The organism is Secundilactobacillus hailunensis (assembly GCF_005405185.1).
GTDB classification, from domain to species: domain Bacteria; phylum Bacillota; class Bacilli; order Lactobacillales; family Lactobacillaceae; genus Secundilactobacillus; species Secundilactobacillus hailunensis.
The window spans coordinates 1-21198 of the sequence record NZ_BJDO01000030.1 but is presented as its reverse complement, the minus strand read 5'-3'; the positions used below and the strand labels follow the sequence as shown (position 1 = coordinate 21198).

18 protein-coding genes and 1 pseudogene are annotated in these 21198 nt (G+C 44.0%); 1 reads left to right on the top strand and 18 read right to left on the bottom strand.

Annotation, left to right across the window (positions count from 1 at the left end; translation table 11 throughout):
• Positions 1–20: 20 nt before the first annotated feature.
• From rpmC to rpsL, 13 genes are all read right to left on the bottom strand, one after another.
• A complete protein-coding gene (gene rpmC / locus FFM73_RS08490; protein ID WP_054653941.1) occupies positions 21–215 on the bottom strand; it encodes a 50S ribosomal protein L29 in 195 nt (64 codons plus the stop codon).
• Positions 205–639 carry a 50S ribosomal protein L16 gene (rplP, locus tag FFM73_RS08485; protein ID WP_054653939.1) on the bottom strand — a complete coding sequence of 145 codons (435 nt, stop codon included), beginning with the start codon at positions 637–639 and terminating at the stop codon, positions 205–207. Before rplP ends, rpmC begins: the two co-directional genes overlap by 11 nt.
• Before the next feature lies 1 nt (position 640).
• Positions 641–1309 (bottom strand): 30S ribosomal protein S3, encoded by a 669-nt coding sequence (gene rpsC, locus FFM73_RS08480; protein WP_137631337.1) that lies wholly within the window; start codon positions 1307–1309, stop codon positions 641–643.
• Positions 1310–1321: 12 nt separating this feature from the next.
• Positions 1322–1669, bottom strand: coding sequence for a 50S ribosomal protein L22 (gene rplV, locus FFM73_RS08475; RefSeq protein ID WP_054653935.1), 348 nt, complete (start codon positions 1667–1669; stop codon positions 1322–1324).
• A gap of 16 nt (positions 1670–1685) precedes the next feature.
• Positions 1686–2000: a 30S ribosomal protein S19 gene (gene rpsS / locus FFM73_RS08470; RefSeq protein ID WP_137631336.1), complete on the bottom strand. Its 315-nt coding sequence runs from the start codon at positions 1998–2000 to the stop codon at positions 1686–1688.
• 45 nt (positions 2001–2045) lie between these two features.
• Positions 2046–2882 carry a 50S ribosomal protein L2 gene (rplB, locus tag FFM73_RS08465; protein ID WP_137631335.1) on the bottom strand — a complete coding sequence of 279 codons (837 nt, stop codon included), beginning with the start codon at positions 2880–2882 and terminating at the stop codon, positions 2046–2048.
• A 27-nt stretch (positions 2883–2909) separates the two neighbouring features.
• Positions 2910–3197 carry a 50S ribosomal protein L23 gene (gene rplW, locus FFM73_RS08460; RefSeq protein ID WP_137631334.1) on the bottom strand — a complete coding sequence of 96 codons (288 nt, stop codon included), beginning with the start codon at positions 3195–3197 and terminating at the stop codon, positions 2910–2912.
• Positions 3197–3820, bottom strand: a complete 624-nt coding sequence (gene rplD, locus FFM73_RS08455) for a 50S ribosomal protein L4 (protein WP_137631333.1) — start codon at positions 3818–3820, stop codon at positions 3197–3199. Before rplD ends, rplW begins: the two co-directional genes overlap by 1 nt.
• Before the next feature lie 17 nt (positions 3821–3837).
• Positions 3838–4473: a 50S ribosomal protein L3 gene (gene rplC / locus FFM73_RS08450; protein ID WP_089136095.1), complete on the bottom strand. Its 636-nt coding sequence runs from the start codon at positions 4471–4473 to the stop codon at positions 3838–3840.
• 54 nt (positions 4474–4527) lie between these two features.
• Positions 4528–4836 (bottom strand): 30S ribosomal protein S10, encoded by a 309-nt coding sequence (rpsJ, locus tag FFM73_RS08445; RefSeq protein WP_089088837.1) that lies wholly within the window; start codon positions 4834–4836, stop codon positions 4528–4530.
• Between the two features lie 333 nt (positions 4837–5169).
• Complete coding sequence (gene fusA, locus FFM73_RS08440) at positions 5170–7269, bottom strand: elongation factor G (RefSeq protein WP_137631332.1); 2100 nt, start codon at positions 7267–7269, stop codon at positions 5170–5172.
• Between the two features lie 157 nt (positions 7270–7426).
• On the bottom strand, positions 7427–7897 hold the full coding sequence (gene rpsG / locus FFM73_RS08435; protein WP_054653921.1) for a 30S ribosomal protein S7: 471 nt from the start codon (positions 7895–7897) through the stop codon (positions 7427–7429).
• A gap of 39 nt (positions 7898–7936) precedes the next feature.
• Positions 7937–8350 carry a 30S ribosomal protein S12 gene (rpsL, locus tag FFM73_RS08430; RefSeq protein WP_054653919.1) on the bottom strand — a complete coding sequence of 138 codons (414 nt, stop codon included), beginning with the start codon at positions 8348–8350 and terminating at the stop codon, positions 7937–7939.
• A 277-nt stretch (positions 8351–8627) separates the two neighbouring features.
• On the opposite strand from rpsL, the gene FFM73_RS08425 reads away from it, so the two are divergent.
• The gene (locus FFM73_RS08425; protein WP_137631331.1) at positions 8628–9296 is read left to right on the top strand and encodes a prepilin peptidase; all 669 of its coding nucleotides are present in this window, start codon (positions 8628–8630) and stop codon (positions 9294–9296) included.
• A gap of 146 nt (positions 9297–9442) precedes the next feature.
• Here the strand turns inward: FFM73_RS08425 and tnpA are convergent.
• The 5 genes and pseudogenes from tnpA to FFM73_RS08400 all read right to left on the bottom strand — a co-directional run bounded on the left by tnpA (position 9443) and on the right by FFM73_RS08400 (position 20706).
• Positions 9443–9904, bottom strand: a pseudogene (gene tnpA / locus FFM73_RS08420) (IS200/IS605 family transposase).
• A 205-nt stretch (positions 9905–10109) separates the two neighbouring features.
• A complete protein-coding gene (gene rpoC / locus FFM73_RS08415; RefSeq protein ID WP_137631330.1) occupies positions 10110–13754 on the bottom strand; it encodes a DNA-directed RNA polymerase subunit beta' in 3645 nt (1214 codons plus the stop codon).
• Positions 13755–13773: 19 nt separating this feature from the next.
• On the bottom strand, positions 13774–17385 hold the full coding sequence (gene rpoB / locus FFM73_RS08410) for a DNA-directed RNA polymerase subunit beta (RefSeq protein ID WP_171001254.1): 3612 nt from the start codon (positions 17383–17385) through the stop codon (positions 13774–13776).
• A gap of 349 nt (positions 17386–17734) precedes the next feature.
• Entirely contained in the window at positions 17735–20221 is a 2487-nt protein-coding gene (locus FFM73_RS08405; RefSeq protein WP_137631328.1) for an ATP-dependent Clp protease ATP-binding subunit, read from the bottom strand.
• A gap of 17 nt (positions 20222–20238) precedes the next feature.
• Positions 20239–20706: a CtsR family transcriptional regulator gene (locus FFM73_RS08400; RefSeq protein WP_171001253.1), complete on the bottom strand. Its 468-nt coding sequence runs from the start codon at positions 20704–20706 to the stop codon at positions 20239–20241.
• Positions 20707–21198: the final 492 nt, after the last annotated feature.

Below are 21198 nucleotides of genomic sequence, written 5' to 3'. Positions count from 1 at the left end.
TTCCTCCTTTATCGTATTCTTTACTTGTTTAACTCTTGTTGACGAAGCACAGTTTTGATCCGTGCAATGTCTTTACGAACCTGCTTCAAACGCGCAGTGTTTTCAAGCTGGCCAGTAGCCAATTGGAAACGAAGGTTGAACAGTTCGTCTTTGTAGCTCTTTTCTTTTTCAAGCATTTCAGCAGTGGTTAATTCTTTAATATCTTTAGCCTTCATTTGATTCGCCACCTACTTCCTCGCGAGGGATAACCTTCGTGCGAACTGGCAATTTCATAGCTGCTAAGCGTAATGCTTCATATGCAGTTTCCTTTGAAACGCCGCCAACTTCGAACATTACCTTTTCGCGTTTAACTGGTGCAACCCATCCTGCTGGAGCACCTTTACCATTACCCATACGAACACCAACACCTTTTTCAGTGTAGGATTTGTGAGGGAAAATCTTGATCCAAACTTTACCGCCACGCTTCATGTAACGTGTCATAGCAACACGGGCTGCTTCAATCTGACGGTTTGAGATCCAGCTGGAATCTAATGCTTGTAAGCCGTAATCACCGAAAGCAACCGACTTGCCACCTTTAGCAGTGCCACGTAACTTACCACGATGTTCACGACGGTGCTTTACTCGCTTTGGTACTAGCATGTTATTTCCCTCCTTGCTCGTTATTTTTATTAGCGTCAGGCTTGTCTGGTAAAATTTCGCCACGGTAGATCCAAGTCTTAACACCTAATGATCCATAAGTTGTGTGTGCTTCAACCCAGGCGTAATCGATGTCTGCACGTAATGTATGCAAAGGAACGGTTCCATCTGAGTATGATTCAACACGAGACATATCTGCACCGTTTAAACGACCGGCAACTTGGGTTTTAATCCCCTTGGCACCAGAACGCATAGTCCGTTGCATTGATTGACGCATAGCACGACGGAAAGCAACACGGCCTTCAAGTTGACGTGCAATGTTCTCACCAACTAATTTAGCATCTAAATCAGGTTTCTTGATTTCGATGATGTTGATGTGTACTCGTTTGCCAGTTAAGTTGTTTAATTCCTTACGGAGATTCTCAACTTCTGACCCACCCTTACCAATAACCACACCAGGCTTAGCAGTGTGAATTGAAATGTTGACGCGGTTAGCGGCACGTTCAATTTCGACTGTTGATACTGAGGCATCAGCAAGGCGCTTTTCGATATATTTGCGGATTTTGAGGTCTTCGCCTAAGTAGGCAGCAAAGTCTTTTTCAGCATACCACTTTGCTTCCCAGTCGCGAATAATGCCGACACGCAATCCGGTTGGATTAATCTTTTGACCCACGCGTTATCCCTCCTATTTTTCAGATACGACTACAGTGATGTGACTTGTACGCTTGTTAATTGGTGAAGCAGAACCTTTGGCACGAGGACGGAACCGCTTAAGGGTTGGTCCTTCGTCAACAAAGGCTTCGCTGACAACTAAATCAGCACGGTCTAAGTCAAAATTGTTTTCAGCATTTGCAACTGCTGACATTAACACTTTTTCAACGATTGGTGAAGCACCACGAGGGGTGAACTTCAAGATAGCAATCGCTTCAGCCACGCTTTTGCCTCTGATAAGATCAATGACAAGGCGGACCTTACGTGAGGCAACACGAACTGTTTTCGCAGTTGCCTTTGCTGATGTAACTTGTTCAGCCATTAGCTAATCCTCCTTATTATTTTGCAGTTGGTGCGGCCGGTGCAGCCGGTGCAGCAACAGCAGTCTTCTTATCGGTACCAGCATGACCACGGAAAGTACGAGTAGGTACAAATTCACCTAACTTGTGACCAACCATGTCTTCTTGAATATATACTGGAACGTTCTTACGGCCATCGTAAACAGCGATTGTGTAGCCAATAAAGCTAGGGAAAATCGTTGAACGACGTGACCAAGTCTTGATAACGCTCTTCTTATCTTGATCCTTTTGGGCATCAATCTTTTTCAGAAGATGTGCATCAGCGAATGGTCCTTTTTTTAAACTACGACTCATTAGATTACCCTCCTTACGAGTGAGATTGCTTAAGCAGCAAGCTTATTACTTCTTGTTCTTACGACGAACGATAAACTTGTTGGAACGTGCTTTAGTAGAACGGGTCTTCTTACCAATAGTCTTCTTGCCCCATGGTGATAATGGTGATGGACGACCGATTGGTGCTTTACCTTCACCACCACCATGAGGGTGATCGTTAGGGTTCATTACAGAACCACGGGATTGTGGTCGCTTGCCGATCCAACGGTTACGTCCGGCTTTACCAACGTTGATCAATTCGTGTTCTTCGTTACCAACGATACCAATTGTGGCACGGTTGCCAGCTAAGACCATCCGAACTTCGCCAGAAGCTAAACGGACCATAGCGTACTTACCATCTTTACCAAGCAATTGTGCGCCAGCACCAGCTGAACGAACTAATTGACCACCCTTACCAGGCTTCAATTCAATGTTATGAATGTTAGTACCAACAGGGATGTCTTCCAATGGTAATGCGTTACCAACCTTGATATCTGCATCGGGACCTGATTGGACTTGATCGCCAACCTTAAGGCCTTTTGGTGCTAAGATATAAGATTTAGTTCCGTCAGTGTAAACTAACAAAGCAATGTTAGCAGTCCGGTTAGGATCATATTCGATACCCTTAACCGTAGCAGTAACGTTGTCTTTTGTACGCTTAAAGTCAATGATCCGGTATTGAGTCTTGTTACCGCCGCCACGGTGACGAACCGTCTTCTTACCGCGGTTGTTACGGCCGGCAGTGTGACTTTTTGATTCTAGTAATGACTTTTCAGGCTTTGACTTCGTGATTACTTCACTGTAGTCAAGGCTGGTCATATTACGCCGACCATTACTGGTTGGTTTGTATACTTTAATCGCCACGTTGATTCCCTCCTATATTATTATTTGTTATTCGTCGCCAAATAACTTAATTTCTTTTGAATCTGCTGATAAAGTAACAATTGCCTTACGACGCTTCTTAGTGTAGCCTTCGTAACGCCCTTGACGCTTTAACTTACCCTTGACGTTCATGATGTTAACTTTAACAACTTTAACGTCAAAAATTTCTTGAATAGCATTTTTAACTTGAGTCTTCGTGGCACGAACGTCCACGTCGAATGTATAACGCTTGTCGTCAAACAAAGCAGTAGATGCTTCAGTAATGACTGGGCGTAAAATAATTTCGCGTGCTTCCATTATGCGAGCACCTCCTCGATCTGAGAAAGAGCAGCCTGGGTTAACACAAGTTTGTCATTGTTGATGACATCCAAGACGTTAATTCCTTTGGCGTCGATTACTTGAACATTTGCCAAGTTACGAGCAGCCATTTCTGCATTCTTGTTATCTTCCTCAAGAACCACTAAAGTCTTTGTTGAAACGTTTAAACTAGATAATGATTTCGCAAAATCCTTGGTCTTTGGTTGGTCGAAGCTGAATGCGTCAACAACAACTAAAGAACCGTCAGCAACCTTCTGTGAAAGTACTGACTTCAATGCCAAACGCGTAACCTTCTTTGGAAGATGGTAAGCGTATGAACGAGGTGTTGGGCCAAAGATAGTTCCACCGCCTACCCAAATAGGTGAACGAGTCGAACCGGCACGGGCACGACCTGTACCCTTTTGACGCCAAGGCTTCTTACCACCACCACGAACTGCACTACGGTTCTTAACCGCATGAGTTCCTTGGCGTTGTGAAGCACGTTGCATCAAAACAGTATCAAACACGACGTTTTCGTTTGGTTCGATACCAAAGATAGCATCGTTTAATGTGACGTCACCATTTTGGCTACCGTCTTGCTTAAATAATGTAACACTAGTCATTTACGTTTCCTCCTTTCTTATTTCTTAGGTGCGCGAACGGCACTCTTGATTTCGATGAATGATTTATTAGCACCAGGTACGTTACCGCTGATCAACAATACATTGTTGTCAACATCAGCACGAACGACCTTTAAGTTTTGGATAGTCCGAGTGTTATTACCCATCCGGCCAGGTAATTTCATACCCTTGAAGACCCGGTTGATAATTGAACCCAGAGAACCTGGACGACGGTGATAACGAGAACCGTGGGTTTCTGGTCCACGAGATTGTCCATCCTTGTGTACGTTACCTTGGTAACCATGACCCTTTGTTGTACCAGTGACATCAACATAGTCGCCGGCATCAAAGATGTCTGCCTTAACTTCGTCTGCTACCTTGTAATCTCCCAGCTCAACATCCTTGATTTCATGAACGAAGCGCTTAGGAGTCGTGTTTGCTTTTGCTACATGACCTTTTTCGGGTTTGTTGCTTAAAACATCGCGTTTGTCTTCGTAGCCTAATTGGATCGCGTTGTAACCATCGTTTTCAACTGTCTTAACTTGTAACACAACGTTAGGAGTAGTTTCAACAACAGTAACTGGGATCAATTCGCCATTATCAGTGAAGACTTGCGTCATCCCTACTTTTTTGCCTAAGATTCCTTTAGTGGTCATGAGTACACCTCCGATATAATGTAATTTTTTGTCCTAAAACTGTCTGAAGCTAAATTATAATTTGATTTCGATATCCACACCTGAAGGCAAGTCTAACTTCATTAATGAGTCGACCGTCTTTGGTGTTGGGTTAACAATATCGATTAACCGTTTGTGAGTGCGCATTTCAAATTGTTCACGCGACTTCTTAAACTTATGTGGTGAACGAAGCACCGTATAAACTGTCCGGTCTGTTGGTAATGGAATAGGACCAGAAATTTCTGCACCTGTACGCTTTGCAGTTTCAACAATCTTTTCTGCAGATTGATCAAGAATGCGGTGTTCGTAAGCCTTCAAACGGATACGAATTTTTTGTTTTGCCATTGGATTCCCTCCTTACGTCTATTTTAAAAATAAGACTAACTCCGTGAAAATTACCGTCACACCCCGTGGCAAAGCGGCCGGGTGTGCCGCAACCTTTCACATCATCGCTTTGCTATGCGATTCCGGAGCATAGTTATGCCCTCGAAATACAGCACCTATATATAATACTAAATAAATACCGGTTTGACAAGGATTATTGGGATGTTTTTTAAATTAACCAGTTTATAAGACGGCTTATTGTTTATAAAGTACATAAAATTTTAACCAATCTTTCTTCTATTGTATATGTATTAAAAAAGACGCTGCAAAAATACAACGTCTTTTTCGAAGAAATTATTCAGCAGCAGGAGTGCCGCCGTTCTTCTTGATAATGTCAGCTTGAATTGACTTAGGTACGGCTTCGTAGTGATCAAAGGTCATTGTAAAGGTACCACGGCCTTGTGATGCAGAACGAAGAGTAGTAGCGTAACCGAACATTTCAGCCAATGGGACAAATGAATGAATCAATTGTGCGTTCCCACGTGCTTCCATACCGTCAACACGACCACGACGAGCAGTAACTTGGCCCATGATGTCACCCATGTATTCTTCAGGGACAACAATTTCAACCTTCATGATTGGCTCCAAGATAACTGGGGCAGCCGTCTTAGCAGCGTTACGTAAAGCCATTGAAGCAGCAACCTTAAAGGCAGCTTCACTAGAATCGACTTCATGGTAACTACCATCGTATAACTTGGCCTTCAAGTCAATTAATGGGTAACCGGCAAGGACACCGTTAGCCATTGATTCCTTGATACCTTGTTCAACTGATGGGATGTATTCACGAGGAACAACACCACCAACAATGGCATCTTCGAATTCGAATCCTTTACCCTCTTCATTAGGGGTGAATTCAACCCAAACATCACCATATTGACCTTTACCACCAGACTGACGAACGAACTTACCTTGTGCAGAAGTTTGCTTAGTGAAGGCTTCACGATAAGAAACTTGAGGTGCACCAACAGTAGCTTCAACCTTGAATTCACGTTTCATACGATCGATGATAATATCCAAGTGAAGTTCACCCATCCCAGCAATCAGAGTTTCACCAGTTTCAGGGTTAGTTTCAGCCTTGAAAGTAGGATCTTCTTCAGAAAGCTTTTGTAAGGCGTTGTTCATCTTATCTTGGTCAGCCTTAGTCTTAGGTTCAACGGCAACCTGAATAACTGGATCAGGGAAGTCCATTGATTCCAAATGTAATGGGTGATCAACATCGGTCAAAGAGTCACCAGTAGTGGTGTTCTTCAAACCAATAGCGGCAGCGATATCACCAGAGAAGACTTCTGGAATTTCTTGACGGTGATTAGAATGCATTTGCAGCAAACGACCAACACGTTCACGCTTGTCCTTGGTAGCGTTCAAAACGTATGAACCTGATTCCAAGGTACCTGAGTAAACCCGGATGTAGGTCAAACGACCAACGAATGGGTCAGTGGCAATCTTAAATGCCAAAGCAGCAAAGTTAGCGTCATCGTTAGCTTTCAGTTCAACTTTTTCACCAGTATCAGGGTTAGTCGCATTGTAAGGCTTAACGTCCAATGGTGAAGGTAAGTAGTCAACTGTGGCATCCATCAGCATTTGAACACCCTTGTTCTTGAAAGCTGAACCAGCAAGTACTGGGAATATCTCAAGGTTCAAGGTTGCTTTACGGATAGCAGCTTTTAATTCGGCAACTGGAATATCCTTACCATCAAGGTACTTTTCCATAATGTCGTCATCAACGTCGGCGATTTCTTCGATCATCGCTTCACGACGCTTTTTAGCTTCTTCCTTGTAGTCATCAGGAATTTCAACAGTGTCCCATTCTGAACCAAGCTTATCTTCGTCGTAGATATCGGCCTTCATATCAAGTAAGTCGATAACACCTTCGAACTTGTCTTCAGCACCAATTGGCATCTGAACAGCTAAAGCGTTGGCTTGCAGACGGTCCTTGATCGTTTGTACTGAATAATCAAAGTCAGCACCGATCTTATCCATCTTGTTAACGAACACAATACGGGGAACATCATAGTCGGAAGCTTGACGCCAAACCGTTTCAGTTTGGGGTTCAACACCGGCTTGGGCATCCAAGACCGCAATCGCACCATCCAAAACACGCAGTGAACGTTCAACTTCAACGGTGAAGTCCACGTGACCTGGAGTATCGATAATGTTGATCCGGTGACCCTTCCATTCAGCAGTAGTGGCTGCAGAAGTGATCGTGATCCCACGTTCTTGTTCTTGGGCCATCCAGTCCATTTGTGAAGCACCATCATGGGTTTCACCAATCTTATGAATTTTACCAGTATAGTACAGGATCCGCTCAGTGGTAGTTGTCTTACCAGCATCGATATGCGCCATGATCCCGATGTTACGGGTCTTTTCTAGTGGAAAAGCTCGTGTATTAGCCATGTTAAATCTGTAACTCCTCTCAAGTTTAATCACATTTAATAAAAGGGATGGCTAAATTAAAAAATAATTATAGCCACCCCAACAAATCACTATCAACATTTAACTAGCTTGTGCGTAACCACAAATAGTGGTGCTGACAGCAAACAGTTTTTGCAAATTACCAACGGTAATGAGCAAATGCACGGTTGGCATCGGCCATCTTATGCGTGTCTTCACGTTTCTTAACAGATGCACCAGTATTGTTGGCAGCATCCATGATTTCGCGAGCTAACCGTTCAGTCATCGTGTGTTCACCACGCGAACGTGAGTAGTTAACGATCCAACGAAGGCCTAATGTTGACCGACGTTCTGGACGAACTTCGATTGGAACTTGGTAGTTAGAACCACCGACACGGCGAGCCTTAACTTCCAAGACCGGCATAACGTTCTTCATTGCTTCGTCAAAGACTTCAACGGGATCGTTATTAGTTTCTTTCTTAATTAAATCAAATGCACCATAAAGAATTTGTGATGCAGTGCCTCGCTTACCATCTAACATCAAGTGGTTGATCAAACGGGTAACCATCTTTGAGTTGTAGATTGGGTCAGGAAGGACTTCACGTTTTTGGACGTTTCCTTTTCTTGGCATTACTTATATCCTCCTTGTTGGAACTTAGTGTTTAAGTTTTTATTCCTTAGGTTTCTTGGTACCGTACTTAGAACGGGATTGACGACGGTCTTCAACACCGGCAGTATCCAAAGCACCACGGATAACATGGTAACGAACACCAGGTAAATCCTTAACACGGCCACCACGAATTAAAACAACACTATGTTCCTGAAGGTTATGACCGATACCAGGAATGTATGCTGTCACTTCGATCAAGTTAGACAAACGAACACGTGCGTACTTCCGCAAAGCTGAGTTAGGCTTCTTTGGCGTCATCGTACCAACACGAGTTGCTACACCACGCTTTTGTGGTGCAGGGTTGCTAACTTGCTGCTTCTTGAAACTGTTATACCCGTAGTTTAAAGCTGGGGCATCTGATTTAGAACTTCTAGATTTACGACCTTTACGAACCAATTGGTTGATTGTAGGCATCTAAGAGTCCTCCTTCCTTATTCGAGTTATTTTAAGTCCACACATCCAGGTGATTCATTTTTGGGCAAAAATAAAAGCGGATGTTGATCCTTTATCGTGCCATGTTTTCCGTCAGCATGTCTGCAAAGCAGAAACCGGTCTACAAAAAGCACCTTTAAAAGAATACCACGCTTCGTCGTTTAATGTCAACGTTAAGTGCAAAACATCCGCAAAAAACAACGCAATTTTTTAAAATGATTACCGCTTTAAAAACCGTAATTAGGGACGAGGTGATCACATGCTCTTAATTCAATTTATTGTCGGTACCATCTTAGGCTCCTTTTTATTTGCCAGTTATTCCAGACTGACCAGTGGTGGCAGTCTCTGGCACCCTGCCCGATCAGAATGTGATTACTGTGTAGCCACCATTCGCTGGTTTGATTTAGCACCAATTGTTTCCTATTTAAACTTACGTGGTCGGTGTCGCTCATGCGGACACCAAATTTCACCAGCAACGATTTGCTGTGAATTATTTTTGGGCGGTCTAGTATCTTGCTGGCAGCCAACCATCATTGATACCTGTTACCTGCTGGTTGGCACCCTACTATTTTTCATGGCTGTGGCCGATGCAGCCCGTTTGGAATTTTCAGCCATCTACAGCTATTGTATGATGGCCTGCTCAGCCTTAGTATACATCTTTTATCAGCCACATCATTTACTGTTTACCTGCCTAATATTTATCTGGCTGTTAAGTCAGTTTTTCGACCCTCATCTTTCTTGGATCGGTTCAGGTGATTTAGATGCCTTTCTTTGTTTGCTTTTGCTGCTCGGTTTAACACCATTTGCTTGGCTACTGCTATTAAGTAGCGTTTTTGGACTGATAGCCAGTCAGACATTACATCTGACTCGCCTGCCCTTTATGCCGTTTATTGCGATCAGTTACCTGCTCATATTTTTCTTTATATGACACAATCAAAACCACCCGTCAAACGGGTGGTTTGCTCTAGGGCTATAAGCCCTGGTTGCTGGCCAGCGTCTCAAGGCGCTGGCTTTTTATGTACCAAAGCCAGAGTGCCATGATTACTTCGCTACCCCTTGTCAGGGGTGTTGTTATTACTTACCACCCTTAAAAGGGTCTTCATATTCTTTAACGCTCAACCGATCTAACGCAATATCATGTTTCTCCTGATCCTGAATGTATTTTTTAATCGTTGCTTCGTTCAACCCCACAGTGCTGACATAATACCCTTCTGCCCAGAAATGACGATTGCCAAATTTGTACTTTAAATTTGCGTGTTTATCAAACATCATCAAGGCACTTTTCCCCTTTAAATAGCCCATAAAGCTGGAAACACTCATTTTGGGTGGAATGCTTAAAAGTAAGTGCACATGGTCGGGCATCATATGTCCTTCAATGATTGTGACGCCTTTATATCGACATAGTAATTTAATAATCTCCTGTAGATCTCAACGGTATTGATTGTAAATTATCTTTCTTCTATACTTGGGTGTAAAGACAATATGGTACTTACACAACCATTTTGTGTGAGCTAAACTATTTAATTTATTCGCCATTTGTATTCCTCCTAATCTCATAGACTCTGGCTTCGACACCCATATTCTATGACATTAGGAGGTTTCTTGGTATAACGAATTATCTTCCACCCGCATAGCAGGTGGTTTTTTGTTCTGCACCTAGAAAACCACTAGGTGCAGAACCGGGTCTAAAGACATAAAAAAAGCGACTAGCCTCAACAGCTAGTCGCTTTCTATACCAAAATTACTTAGCTTCTTCCTCTTTCATCTTGCGTTCCAACTCATTAATTGAGTAGACGCCATCAGTAGAAGAACCGCCAACTTCTTTTGGCTTGATCTTACGGTAGATAGGCATCCCAGTACCAGCTGGAATGATCTTACCAATAATAACGTTTTCTTTAAGACCGACCAATGGATCGTTCTTACCGCGGATAGCAGCATCCGTCAATACTCGAGTCGTTTCCTGGAATGAAGCAGCTGACAAGAAACTGTTTGTTTCAAGGGCAGCCTTGGTAATCCCAAGGATAACAGGACGAGCAGTGGCAGGTGTACCACCAGAAATCAAGGCCTTATAGTTATGCTTACGGAAATCATCGATATCCATCAAAGTACCAGGTAAGACATCCGTATCAGCTGGATCCATGATACGAACTTTACGAAGCATTTGACGAACCATGATTTCAATATGCTTATCCAAGACAGCCACACCTTGCATCCGGTAAGTCTTTTGAACTTCACTTAGCAAGTAGCTTTCAGTGGAAAGCACATCGCGAACCCGAATCAATTCCTTAGGATCAACTGACCCTTCGTTAAGCGCAGCACCACGGTGGACGAAGTCGCCTTCAGTCACCTTTAGTTGAGCTGTAATGGGAAGTGTGTAACTTCTAGTATCAGCCTCACCCTTAATGGTGATTTCCTTAGTCCGTTCGGCTGGGTTTTCTTCGATTGATTCAACCGTACCAGTAACTTCAGTGATCTCAGCTTTACCTTTAGGGTTCCGAGATTCAAAGATTTCTTGAACACGAGGAAGCCCTTGGGTAATATCTTCGTTTCCGGCAACACCACCGGTATGGAAGTTACGCATGGTTAATTGCGTACCAGGTTCACCAATTGATTGTGCGGCAACAGTCCCAACTGCTTCACCAACTTCAACTTGATCTCCAGTAGCCATGTTACGACCGTAGCAACGTTCGCAGACCCCATGAGACGTGTTGCAAGTGAAGACAGAACGAATTGTAACTGATTTAATACCAGCGTCAATGATTCGTTGAGCAGTGGTTTCGTCAATCATCTTGTTAGCACTGATGATCACTTCGCCAGTCTTAGGATCATTGACCGTCTTCATAGTGTAACGACCTAAGATCCGATCGTATAATGGTTCGATCATTTCGTTACCATTCTTGATATCAGTAACGGTCAAACCACGGTCAGTCCCACAGTCTTCTTCACGAACGATAACATCTTGAGCCACATCAACCAGACGACGGGTTAAGTAACCTGAGTTGGCAGTCTTCAAGGCGGTATCGGTCATCCCTTTACGGGCACCATGGGTCGAAATAAACATTTCCAAAACTGATAGGCCTTCACGGAAGTTTGCGGTAATAGGCAATTCCATGATCTCACCGTTAGGAGCAGCCATCAAGCCACGCATACCAGCAAGCTGCGTAAAGTTAGAAATGTTACCACGGGCACCAGAATCACTCATCATGTAAATTGGGTTTTGCGGATCAAAGTTATGGATCAGCTTGTCTTGCAAGGTATCCTTAGCATCGTTCCAAACACCAATAACACGTTCGTAACGTTCGTGATCAGTAATCAGACCACGACGGAACTGTTTCGTGATGGTGGCCACTTGTTTGTGGGCAGCATCAATAATTTCAGGCTTATCAGGAACTTCGGTAACGTCAACGATTCCGACAGTTAAGCCTGATTGAGTTGATTTGTCGTAACCTAAGTCCTTCATACGGTCAAGCAGCAGTGACGTTTCAGTCACTTTGTACTGCTTGTAAACTTCAGCAATAATGTCACTCAAGAACCCTTTGTTAAATGGCTTAACCAGTTCAGCATCCTTCAGATAATCATGAATATCTTCACCCTTATCCAAGAAATACTTATCTGGCACATGGCCGTTTAAGTTAGTGTCCGTTGGTTCATTCAAGTATGGGAATGATTGTGGCAAAATGCCGTTAAAGATCAGTTTACCAACACTGGTAACCATGATCTTAGATTTTTGTTCGTCAGTGAATGGCTTGCCCTTCAAAGATGAGGTTTGAATACCAACACGTGAGTGCCAGTGAACTAACCCATTACGGTATGCAAGTACCGCTTCGTCAGAGTCTTTAAAGATCATGCCTTCGCCTTCACGGCCAACTTCTTCCAAGGTCAGGTAGTAGTTACCGATAACCATATCTTGAGATGGTGTCACAACGGGCTTCCCATCCTTAGGTGCCAGGATATGGTGGGCAGCAAGCATCAGCAAACGCGCTTCAGCTTGCGCTTCATCGGATAGCGGCACGTGAATGGCCATTTGGTCACCATCAAAATCGGCGTTGTAAGCTTCACAAGCTAATGGGTGTAACCGCATTGACTTACCACTTACCAGCACTGGTTCGAAGGCTTGAATCCCCAAACGGTGAAGCGTAGGTGCCCGGTTTAATAGAACAGGATGTTCTTTAATAACATCTTCAAGCACACTGTAAACATCTTCATCTTCACGATCAATCTTACGCTTAGCGTTCTTAATGTTAGAAGCTAACCCGCGGCTAACTAATTCCTTCATGATGAACGGCTTAAAGAGTTCCATTGCCATTGGCACTGGCAGACCCATTTGGTTCATCCGTAATGAAGGTCCCACATCGATAACAGAACGGCCTGAGTAATCAACACGCTTACCCAGTAAGTTTTGACGGAACCGGCCTTGCTTCCCTTTCAGCATATGTGAAAGAGACTTCAATGGTCGGTTACCTGGGCCAGAAACTGGACGGCCACGACGACCGTTATCGATCAAAGCATCAACGGCTTCTTGCAGCATCCGCTTTTCGTTTTGAACGATGATACCAGGTGCATGTAAGTCCAACAAACGTTTGAGACGGTTGTTACGGTTGATAACCCGACGGTACAAATCGTTCAAATCAGAAGTGGCGAAACGACCACCTTCCAATTGAACCATTGGCCGTAAGTCAGGTGGGATAACCGGAATCGCATCCATTACCATCCACTCCGGTCTGTTACCGGACGTGACGAAGGCTTCCAAAATGTCCAAACGACGAACGGCACGCGTCCGCTTTTGACCAGTGGCTTCCTTCAAAGCTTCCTTTAATTCTGAAACTTCTTTATCTAAATCAACATCGCGGAGTAATTTCTTAATGGCTTCAGCACCCATTTCAGCGGTGAATCCATTACCATACTCAGCTTTCTTTTCACGGTATTCACGTTCGGAAAGCAACTGCTTCTTTTCAAGCGGTGTGTTGCCTGGTTCAAGCACAACGTATGAAGCAAAGTAGATGATTTCTTCAAGTGAGCGTGGGCTCATGTCGAGGACAAGACCCATCCGGCTTGGAATACCCTTGAAGTACCAAATATGGGTAACCGGCGCAGCTAATTCAATGTGCCCCATTCGTTCACGACGAACTTTTGAACGGGTAACCTCAACGCCACAACGGTCACAAACGACCCCCTTGTAACGAATCCGCTTGTACTTACCACAAGCACATTCCCAATCTTTAGTTGGGCCAAAGATACGTTCATCGAACAGTCCGTCTTTTTCTGGCTTTAGAGTTCGGTAGTTAATGGTTTCTGGCTTCTTAACTTCGCCATATGACCAGCTCCGAATCTTGTCAGGCGATGCAAGTCCAATTTGCATGCTTTCGAACTTATTGACATCGACCAATGGATCGACCTCCCTTTAATTAATCCTTAGCGTTAGTGTCAGCTTCATCAGTTTTAGCTGCTTGAGCGGCTTTAGCTTCAGTAGCTTTCTTTTGTTCCTTTTGCTGTTCCGCGAATTTACTCAAAGCGTCAACGTTTACCACGTCGTCATCTTCGTCATCCATGTCGCGCAAATCGATTTCTTTGTTATCAGAGTCCAAGACCTTCATGTCCAGACCTAATGACTGTAATTCCTTAACCAACACACGGAAGGATTCAGGAACCCCTGGCTTAGGAATTGGTTCACCCTTAACGATAGCTTCGTAAGTCTTAACACGGCCAACAACGTCATCTGACTTGTAAGTCAAGATTTCTTGCAGGGTGTAAGCAGCACCATAAGCTTCAAGTGCCCAAACTTCCATTTCACCAAACCGTTGGCCACCAAATTGTGCTTTACCACCAAGTGGCTGTTGGGTAACTAATGAGTAAGGTCCGATTGAACGTGCATGAATCTTATCGTCAACCATATGGGCCAGCTTCATGTAGTGCATAACCCCAACGGCAATTCGTTTGTCAAATGGTTCACCGGTACGGCCATCATACAAAACGGTCTTGGCATCGTCAGCCATACCCGCTTCCTTAACAGCAGCCCAGATATCTTCATCTCGCGCACCATCAAAAACAGGGGTGGAAATGTGGATACCCAGTTTACGAGCAGCCATTCCTAAATGCAGTTCCAGAACTTGGCCGATGTTCATCCGTGAAGGCACACCCATTGGGCTCAGCATGATATCGATTGGGGTACCATCTGGCATATATGGCATATCTTCTTGCGGAATAACAACGGAAACAGTCCCCTTGTTACCATGACGACCAGACATCTTGTCACCCACTTGTAACTTACGCTTTTGGGCGATGTAGACCCGAACCATCATGTTAACGCCTGGTGATAATTCATCACCGTTTTCACGGGTGAAAATGCGCACGTTTTGAATGATCCCGCCGCCACCATGAGGAACCTTAAGTGAAGTATCACGAACTTCACGGGCCTTTTCACCAAAGATTGCATGCAGTAAACGTTCCTCAGCTGATAATTCAGTGACACCCTTAGGCGTTACTTTACCAACTAGAATGTCACCATCATGGACTTCAGCACCGATCCGGATAATTCCTTCTTCATCAAGGTTCTTAAGTGCATCTTCCCCAACGTTAGGAATTTCACGCGAAATTTCTTCAGGTCCAAGTTTAGTATCACGCGCTTCTGATTCATACTCTTCAATATGAATTGAGGTGTAGACATCATCAGTCACTAACCGTTCGCTAATGGCGATGGCATCTTCGAAGTTGTAACCTTGCCAAGTCATGAAGGCAACTAATGGGTTTTGGCCTAATGCCAATTCGCCATCTTCCATTGATGGGCCATCAGCCAACACTTCGTCTGGATCAACTTTGTCGCCGATTTTGACGATTGGGCGTTGGTTGTAGTTCTTACCACCGTTAGAACGTTGGAACTTCATTAACTTGTACTTATCTAATGCACCGTCTTCGCGGCGAACACGAATTTCACGGGCATCAACGTATTCAACTGTCCCGGGCTGCTTGCAAAGCAAGGCAACACCAGAGTCATGGGCAGCTTTATATTCAATCCCAGTACCGATCAATGGTGAATGAGGATCAAGCAGAGGAACGGCTTGACGCATCATGTTAGCACCCATCAGCGCCCGGTTTGAGTCATCGTTTTCCAAGAAAGGAATGCAGGCCGTAGCGACCGAGACAACTTGCTTAGGCGAAACGTCCATGTAATCGACGTTTTCGATACCAGTTTCAATGTTTTCTGATTTTGCACGGGCCATAACCAAGTTATTAACGAATGAACCATCGTCGTTCAATGGTGAGTTGGCTTGTGCAACCACGAAATTATCTTCTTCATCAGCAGTCAGGTAATCGATCTTATCGGTAACCTTATGAGTCGTCCACGAAACACGACGGTATGGCGTTTCGATAAACCCATACTTGTTGATCCGAGCATAAGAGGACAAACTGTTGATCAAACCAATGTTAGGTCCTTCAGGAGTTTCAATTGGGCACATCCGGCCGTAATGCGTATAGTGAACATCACGAACTTCATAACCGGCACGGTCACGAGTCAAGCCACCAGGTCCAAGGGCTGAAAGACGACGCTTATGCGTTAATTCACCCAACGGATTGGTTTGGTCCATGAATTGTGACAGTTGTGATGAACCGAAGAATTCTTTGATTGACGCAACCACTGGCCGAATATTGATCAGCTGTTGTGGTGTGACAGTCGAAGCATCCTGGATCGACATCCGTTCACGAACGACCCGTTCCATCCGTGATAACCCGATTCTAAATTGATTCTGCAGTAACTCACCAACAGAACGAATTCGACGGTTACCCAAGTGATCGATATCATCAGTGTCGCCAATACCATCTTGTAAATCAAAGAAGTAGTTGACCGCAGCTAAAATATCAGCGGGTTTAATGTGTTTCCATTTCAAATCAATATGACCATTACCAATCACTGGAATCGCCCGTTCTGGATCATCAGGTGATTGCACCATGATGGTCTGCAGAACAACTGGTTCAGTGACTACCGCTTCGTCTGAAGGCGTGTAAGTAACCGTCTTAAAGTCGTCGCGGTCAAGGTATGGTGTTAAGGTCTTCAAACGATCCTTATCAATGACATCGCCCTTTTGTGCCAAAACTTCACCAGTATCTGGATCAGCTAAGGTTTCAGCCAACGTCAAACCAAGCAGCCGGTTCTTTAAGACCAGCTTCTTGTTCGTCTTGTAACGGCCAACAGGGGCCATATCGTAACGCTTGGGATCAAAGAAGCGAGCTGTTAAAAGGCTCCGTGATGAGTCAGCAGTCTTAGGTTCACCTGGACGTAGACGTTCGTAGATGTCCTTTAAGGCTTCTTCAACACGAGAATCTTCGCTGTTTTTATGAACATCCTTTTCCAAGGTTGACATCAGACTGTCGTTATCACCATACATCTTGATGATTTCGTCATCAGAACCAAAGCCTAAGGCCCGAACTAATTCAGTCATTGGGATCTTACGAGTCCGGTCGATCCGGACGTAAGACAAGCCTTTAGCATCAGTTTCGAATTCCAGCCATGCACCCCGGTTAGGAATGACAGTAGCACCGTAGACTGTGCGGCCGTTCTTGTCAGTTTCTTTCGTATAATAAACGCCAGGAGAACGTACTAATTGAGAAACGATAACCCGTTCGGCACCGTTAATAATAAACGTTCCTTGTTCCGTCATCAGTGGAAAATCGCCGAAGAAAACATCTTGGGATTTAATTTCACCAGTCTCATGATTGGTTAACCGTAAAGTGACATGTAATGGTGCCGAATAGTTGGCATCGTGCTCTCTTGCTTCGTCAACGGTATATTTTGGTTCCAGTAACTGGTAATCAACGTACTCTAATGAAAGATTTCCCTGAAAATCTTCGATAGGCATAATGTCATCGAACATATCCTTCAGGCCTTCATCCAGAAACCATTGGTACGAATTTCTTTGGATCTCAATCAAGTTAGGAAGATCCAAAACTTCCTTAATTCGTGCATAGCTTCGTCGGGTCCGGTGCTTGCCATATTTAACCAAGTGTCCTGCCAAGTTGTTCACCTCTCCATTTTATTCAGCGAACTGAGCCAATGTTACAGTTTGATTACATTTTCAATGAAAACGCATTCTCACCGGTTTTTTGGCAAAAAAAATCCAAAAATAAGAAAGCAACTTCTTACTTTTGGCTTTATAAGAGCCGTTACGGACAATAGATCGCAACGCCTCATTTCAGTTCACAGTTACATACTGCAAGTAGTATACCTGCTACCCATGAAGTTGTCAACAAATTATCCCTCATCATCCCTTCTAGCAGGCTTCATATTTTTTGCCTGCCAAATTATAACGATATCTAAAAAGCAGCCTGATAACGCCATTAAGAATGCCGGTCATCAGACTGCTTTAGATTGATTTACTTACTGCCAACAGTTTCGTTAGTTTTCGGTTCTGTCTTTTCTGGTTGTTTAACGTTGACGGTGATCTTACCGTGACTAGCGCCTAAGGTTACCATGTTACCTGCCTGAATTTCACCAGACAGCATGGCTTCACTTAAACGGTCTTCAACTTGAGTCTGCAGTGCCCGCCGAATTGGCCGTGCACCGTATTCAGGGTCGAAACCGGCATCAGCTATCACATCAATGGCAGCTGGCGTTATCTTGATATTAATCCCCTGATCCTTTACCCGATCAATGACGATCTTAGCCATCAATTTGACGATCTGGTGGAGCTCCTTCTTCTTCAGGCTGTGGAAAATCACGACTTCATCGATCCGGTTCAAGAACTCTGGCCGGAAGGATTGCTTCAACGATTCCTTAATGGTCTCAGCCATCGCGGTGTAATCGCCACTCTTATCTTCAGCACCGAAGCCAACGGTCTTTTCATCCCGTAATCTGGTAGCACCGAGGTTGGAAGTCATGATCAAAATCGTATTTCTGAAGTCGACCTTACGTCCCTTAGAATCGGTCAAGTAACCATCATCAAGAACTTGTAAGAGTAGGTTAAAGACATCTGGATGCGCCTTTTCGACTTCATCAAACAAGACCACTGAGTAAGGTTTTTGACGTACTTTTTCAGTTAATTGGCCACCTTCGTCATAGCCAACGTAGCCGGGTGCTGAACCAATCAGACGACTGGTTGAGTACTTCTCCATGTATTCACTCATGTCAACTCGGATCATGTTGTCTTCAGAGCCAAACATTGCTTCGGCTAAGGCCTTAGCAAGTTCCGTCTTCCCAACACCAGTTGGACCTAGGAACATGAATGAACCAATTGGACGGTTTGGATCTTTCAAACCGGAACGGGCTCGCCGGATAGCTCGAGAAACCGCTGAAACGGCTTCTTCTTGACCAACCACGCGTTTGTGCAAAATGCTTTCGAGGTTGACTAAACGTTCCTGTTCAGTCCGGTTAAGCTGGGTTGTTGGAATACCAGTCCATTCTGAAACCACTTCAGCAACATCTTCGCCAGAAACGTTCAGACTGTACTTTTCGCCAGACTCAGCCTGCTTTTCGGCCTTCTTATCCAACTTATCCTTCAGAGCAATCTCTTGTTCACGAATCTTAGCAGCTTCTTCAAACCGCTGATCTAAAATTGCGGCTTCGCGTTGGTCAGAAAGGTCTGATAGTTTAGCTTCTTGCTTAGTCTGGTTATTAGGTTTATCCATCAGACTGACACGCACTTTAGCAGCCGCTTCATCCATTAAATCGATTGCCTTATCTGGCAGGTAACGGTCCGTGATGTATCTCGTGGATAACTTAACGGCCTGATCCAAGGCTTCATCACTAATGTTTGCCTTGTGATGTTCCTCGTAACGCGGACGCAGGCCCTTCAGGATCTGAAGAGTTTCATCTTCTGTGGGTTCATCAACTTGCACGGTCGCAAACCGGCGTTCTAGAGCCGCATCAGATTCAATGTACTTCTGATATTCATCAAGAGTCGTTGCCCCGATGGTTTGCAGTTCACCACGTGCTAATGCAGGCTTCAAAATATTGGACGCGTCAATGGCACCTTCAGCACCACCGGCACCGATCAAAGTGTGCAGTTCATCAATGAAGAGAATGACTTCACCATCGTTGTAAATTTCTTCGATCACCTTTTTCAGGCGGTCTTCAAATTCACCACGATACTTAGTACCAGCAACCAGTGAACCCATATCCAAGGCCATCAGTCGTTTGTTTTTCATATCGTCAGGAACATTTTCCTTAACGATTCGCTGTGCTAAGCCTTCAGCAATGGCGGTTTTACCAACACCGGGTTCCCCAATTAATACGGGGTTATTTTTCGTTCGGCGACTCAGAATCTGAATAACCCGGCGAACTTCATTATCCCGGCCAACCGTTGGGTCCATCCGGTCATCACGGGCTAGCTGAGTTAAATCACGGGCTAGTGAATCCAGAGTAGGCGTACCACCCTGTTGCTTACGGCCACGTTGATTACGTCGCTTGTCTTGGGTTTCAGTCACACCTAGCTTCCGCAAAATCACTTTGCGAGCCTGTGCTAAATCAATATTTAAGTTCATTAAAATCCGTGAGGAAAGAATCGTTTCATCACTCAGCAAAGCCAGTAATAAGTGTTCGGTCCCAATCTTAGTAGCACCGATTCGCTTAGCTTCTTCACCAGCAACGGATAGCATATCCTTAGCTTTTGGTGAGTATGGCAGATACGTATCCTTATCAACATTGTTTAAAGTGCCATAACCAGTAAACCGTTCGATTTCTTCACGAACGTCATCTTCACTAATGGAGAATTGCTGCAAAACCTTATTAGCAATCCCATTTTTCTCAATCGTGAGTGCTAAAAGTAAGTGTTCCGTGCCAACAGCTTGGTGCTTAAAGTACTTCGCCTGTTCTTGGGCTAATGCCAAGACACTCTTTGCACTGGGGGTAAAAAGATTATCCATTTCAATTCCTCACTTTCCTAGCTCTCATAGCGTAGATGTTTCAAAATACTGACTAAAATACGCGCCCTCAAGCCGTTTTCATCCGCGCGGTTCTCCATTTGCAGGGTGTCTTTGCTCATGATCGTGAGAATGATATTGGCCTCTCTTCTGCCAATCACACCACTTTCATAAAGCCCCTGCACAACGGCATAACCGTCACGTTGTCCTATCGAATCGCCAATGGTTTCGATCAATGAGTCTAAAACATCGGTGTCATCTAATAAATTAACTTTTTCGATTCGAATATAACCGCCACCGCCACGCTTGCTCTCTACCAGATAACCGTTAGAGAGTGTAAAGCGGGTTTTAATAACATAATTGATCTGTGACGGTACCACATTGAACAAATCCGCAACTTCAGATCGGCGAATTTCCACGTGCTCCGTATCCGACATAATTTCTTTCAAGTACTGCTCAATAATATCGGAAATATTTTGATTTTGCACGCTAATCCCTCCATTCACCAACTCAGCAATCATCTTTGACTAATGTTGACTTTCATTATACGAATGTTTGGTGAAAATGCAAAGGTTTAGCCCATAATTTGTCGTCTGAAATGCCAAATTTATTTCGATCGAAAAAGTTTCTTCCTATAATAAAGTTTTTAATGTCTAACAACTAATCTTTTTAATGATCACCTGTATAGTTCCATTATAAAGCATTAGTCAACAAAACTCCCATTTAAACACCAGTTTATCCCCTATTAAGCGCTTTTTAGGTAACAAAAAAAGGGGTTCTACAATATCTGTTGTTGGTAATAGATTTTTATCTATTACTGATGACAGATTTTTTGTTTATCATTAGAATAAAAAAGCGGACATCTCCCGTCCGTTAACTTACTCCCACCACAGAATTAAGTCAAGAAAGGAAATGCCCTATGTCAAATGATACTACGAAAATGTTGTTAGGAATAGATGATGAACACTTAATAATTGAGG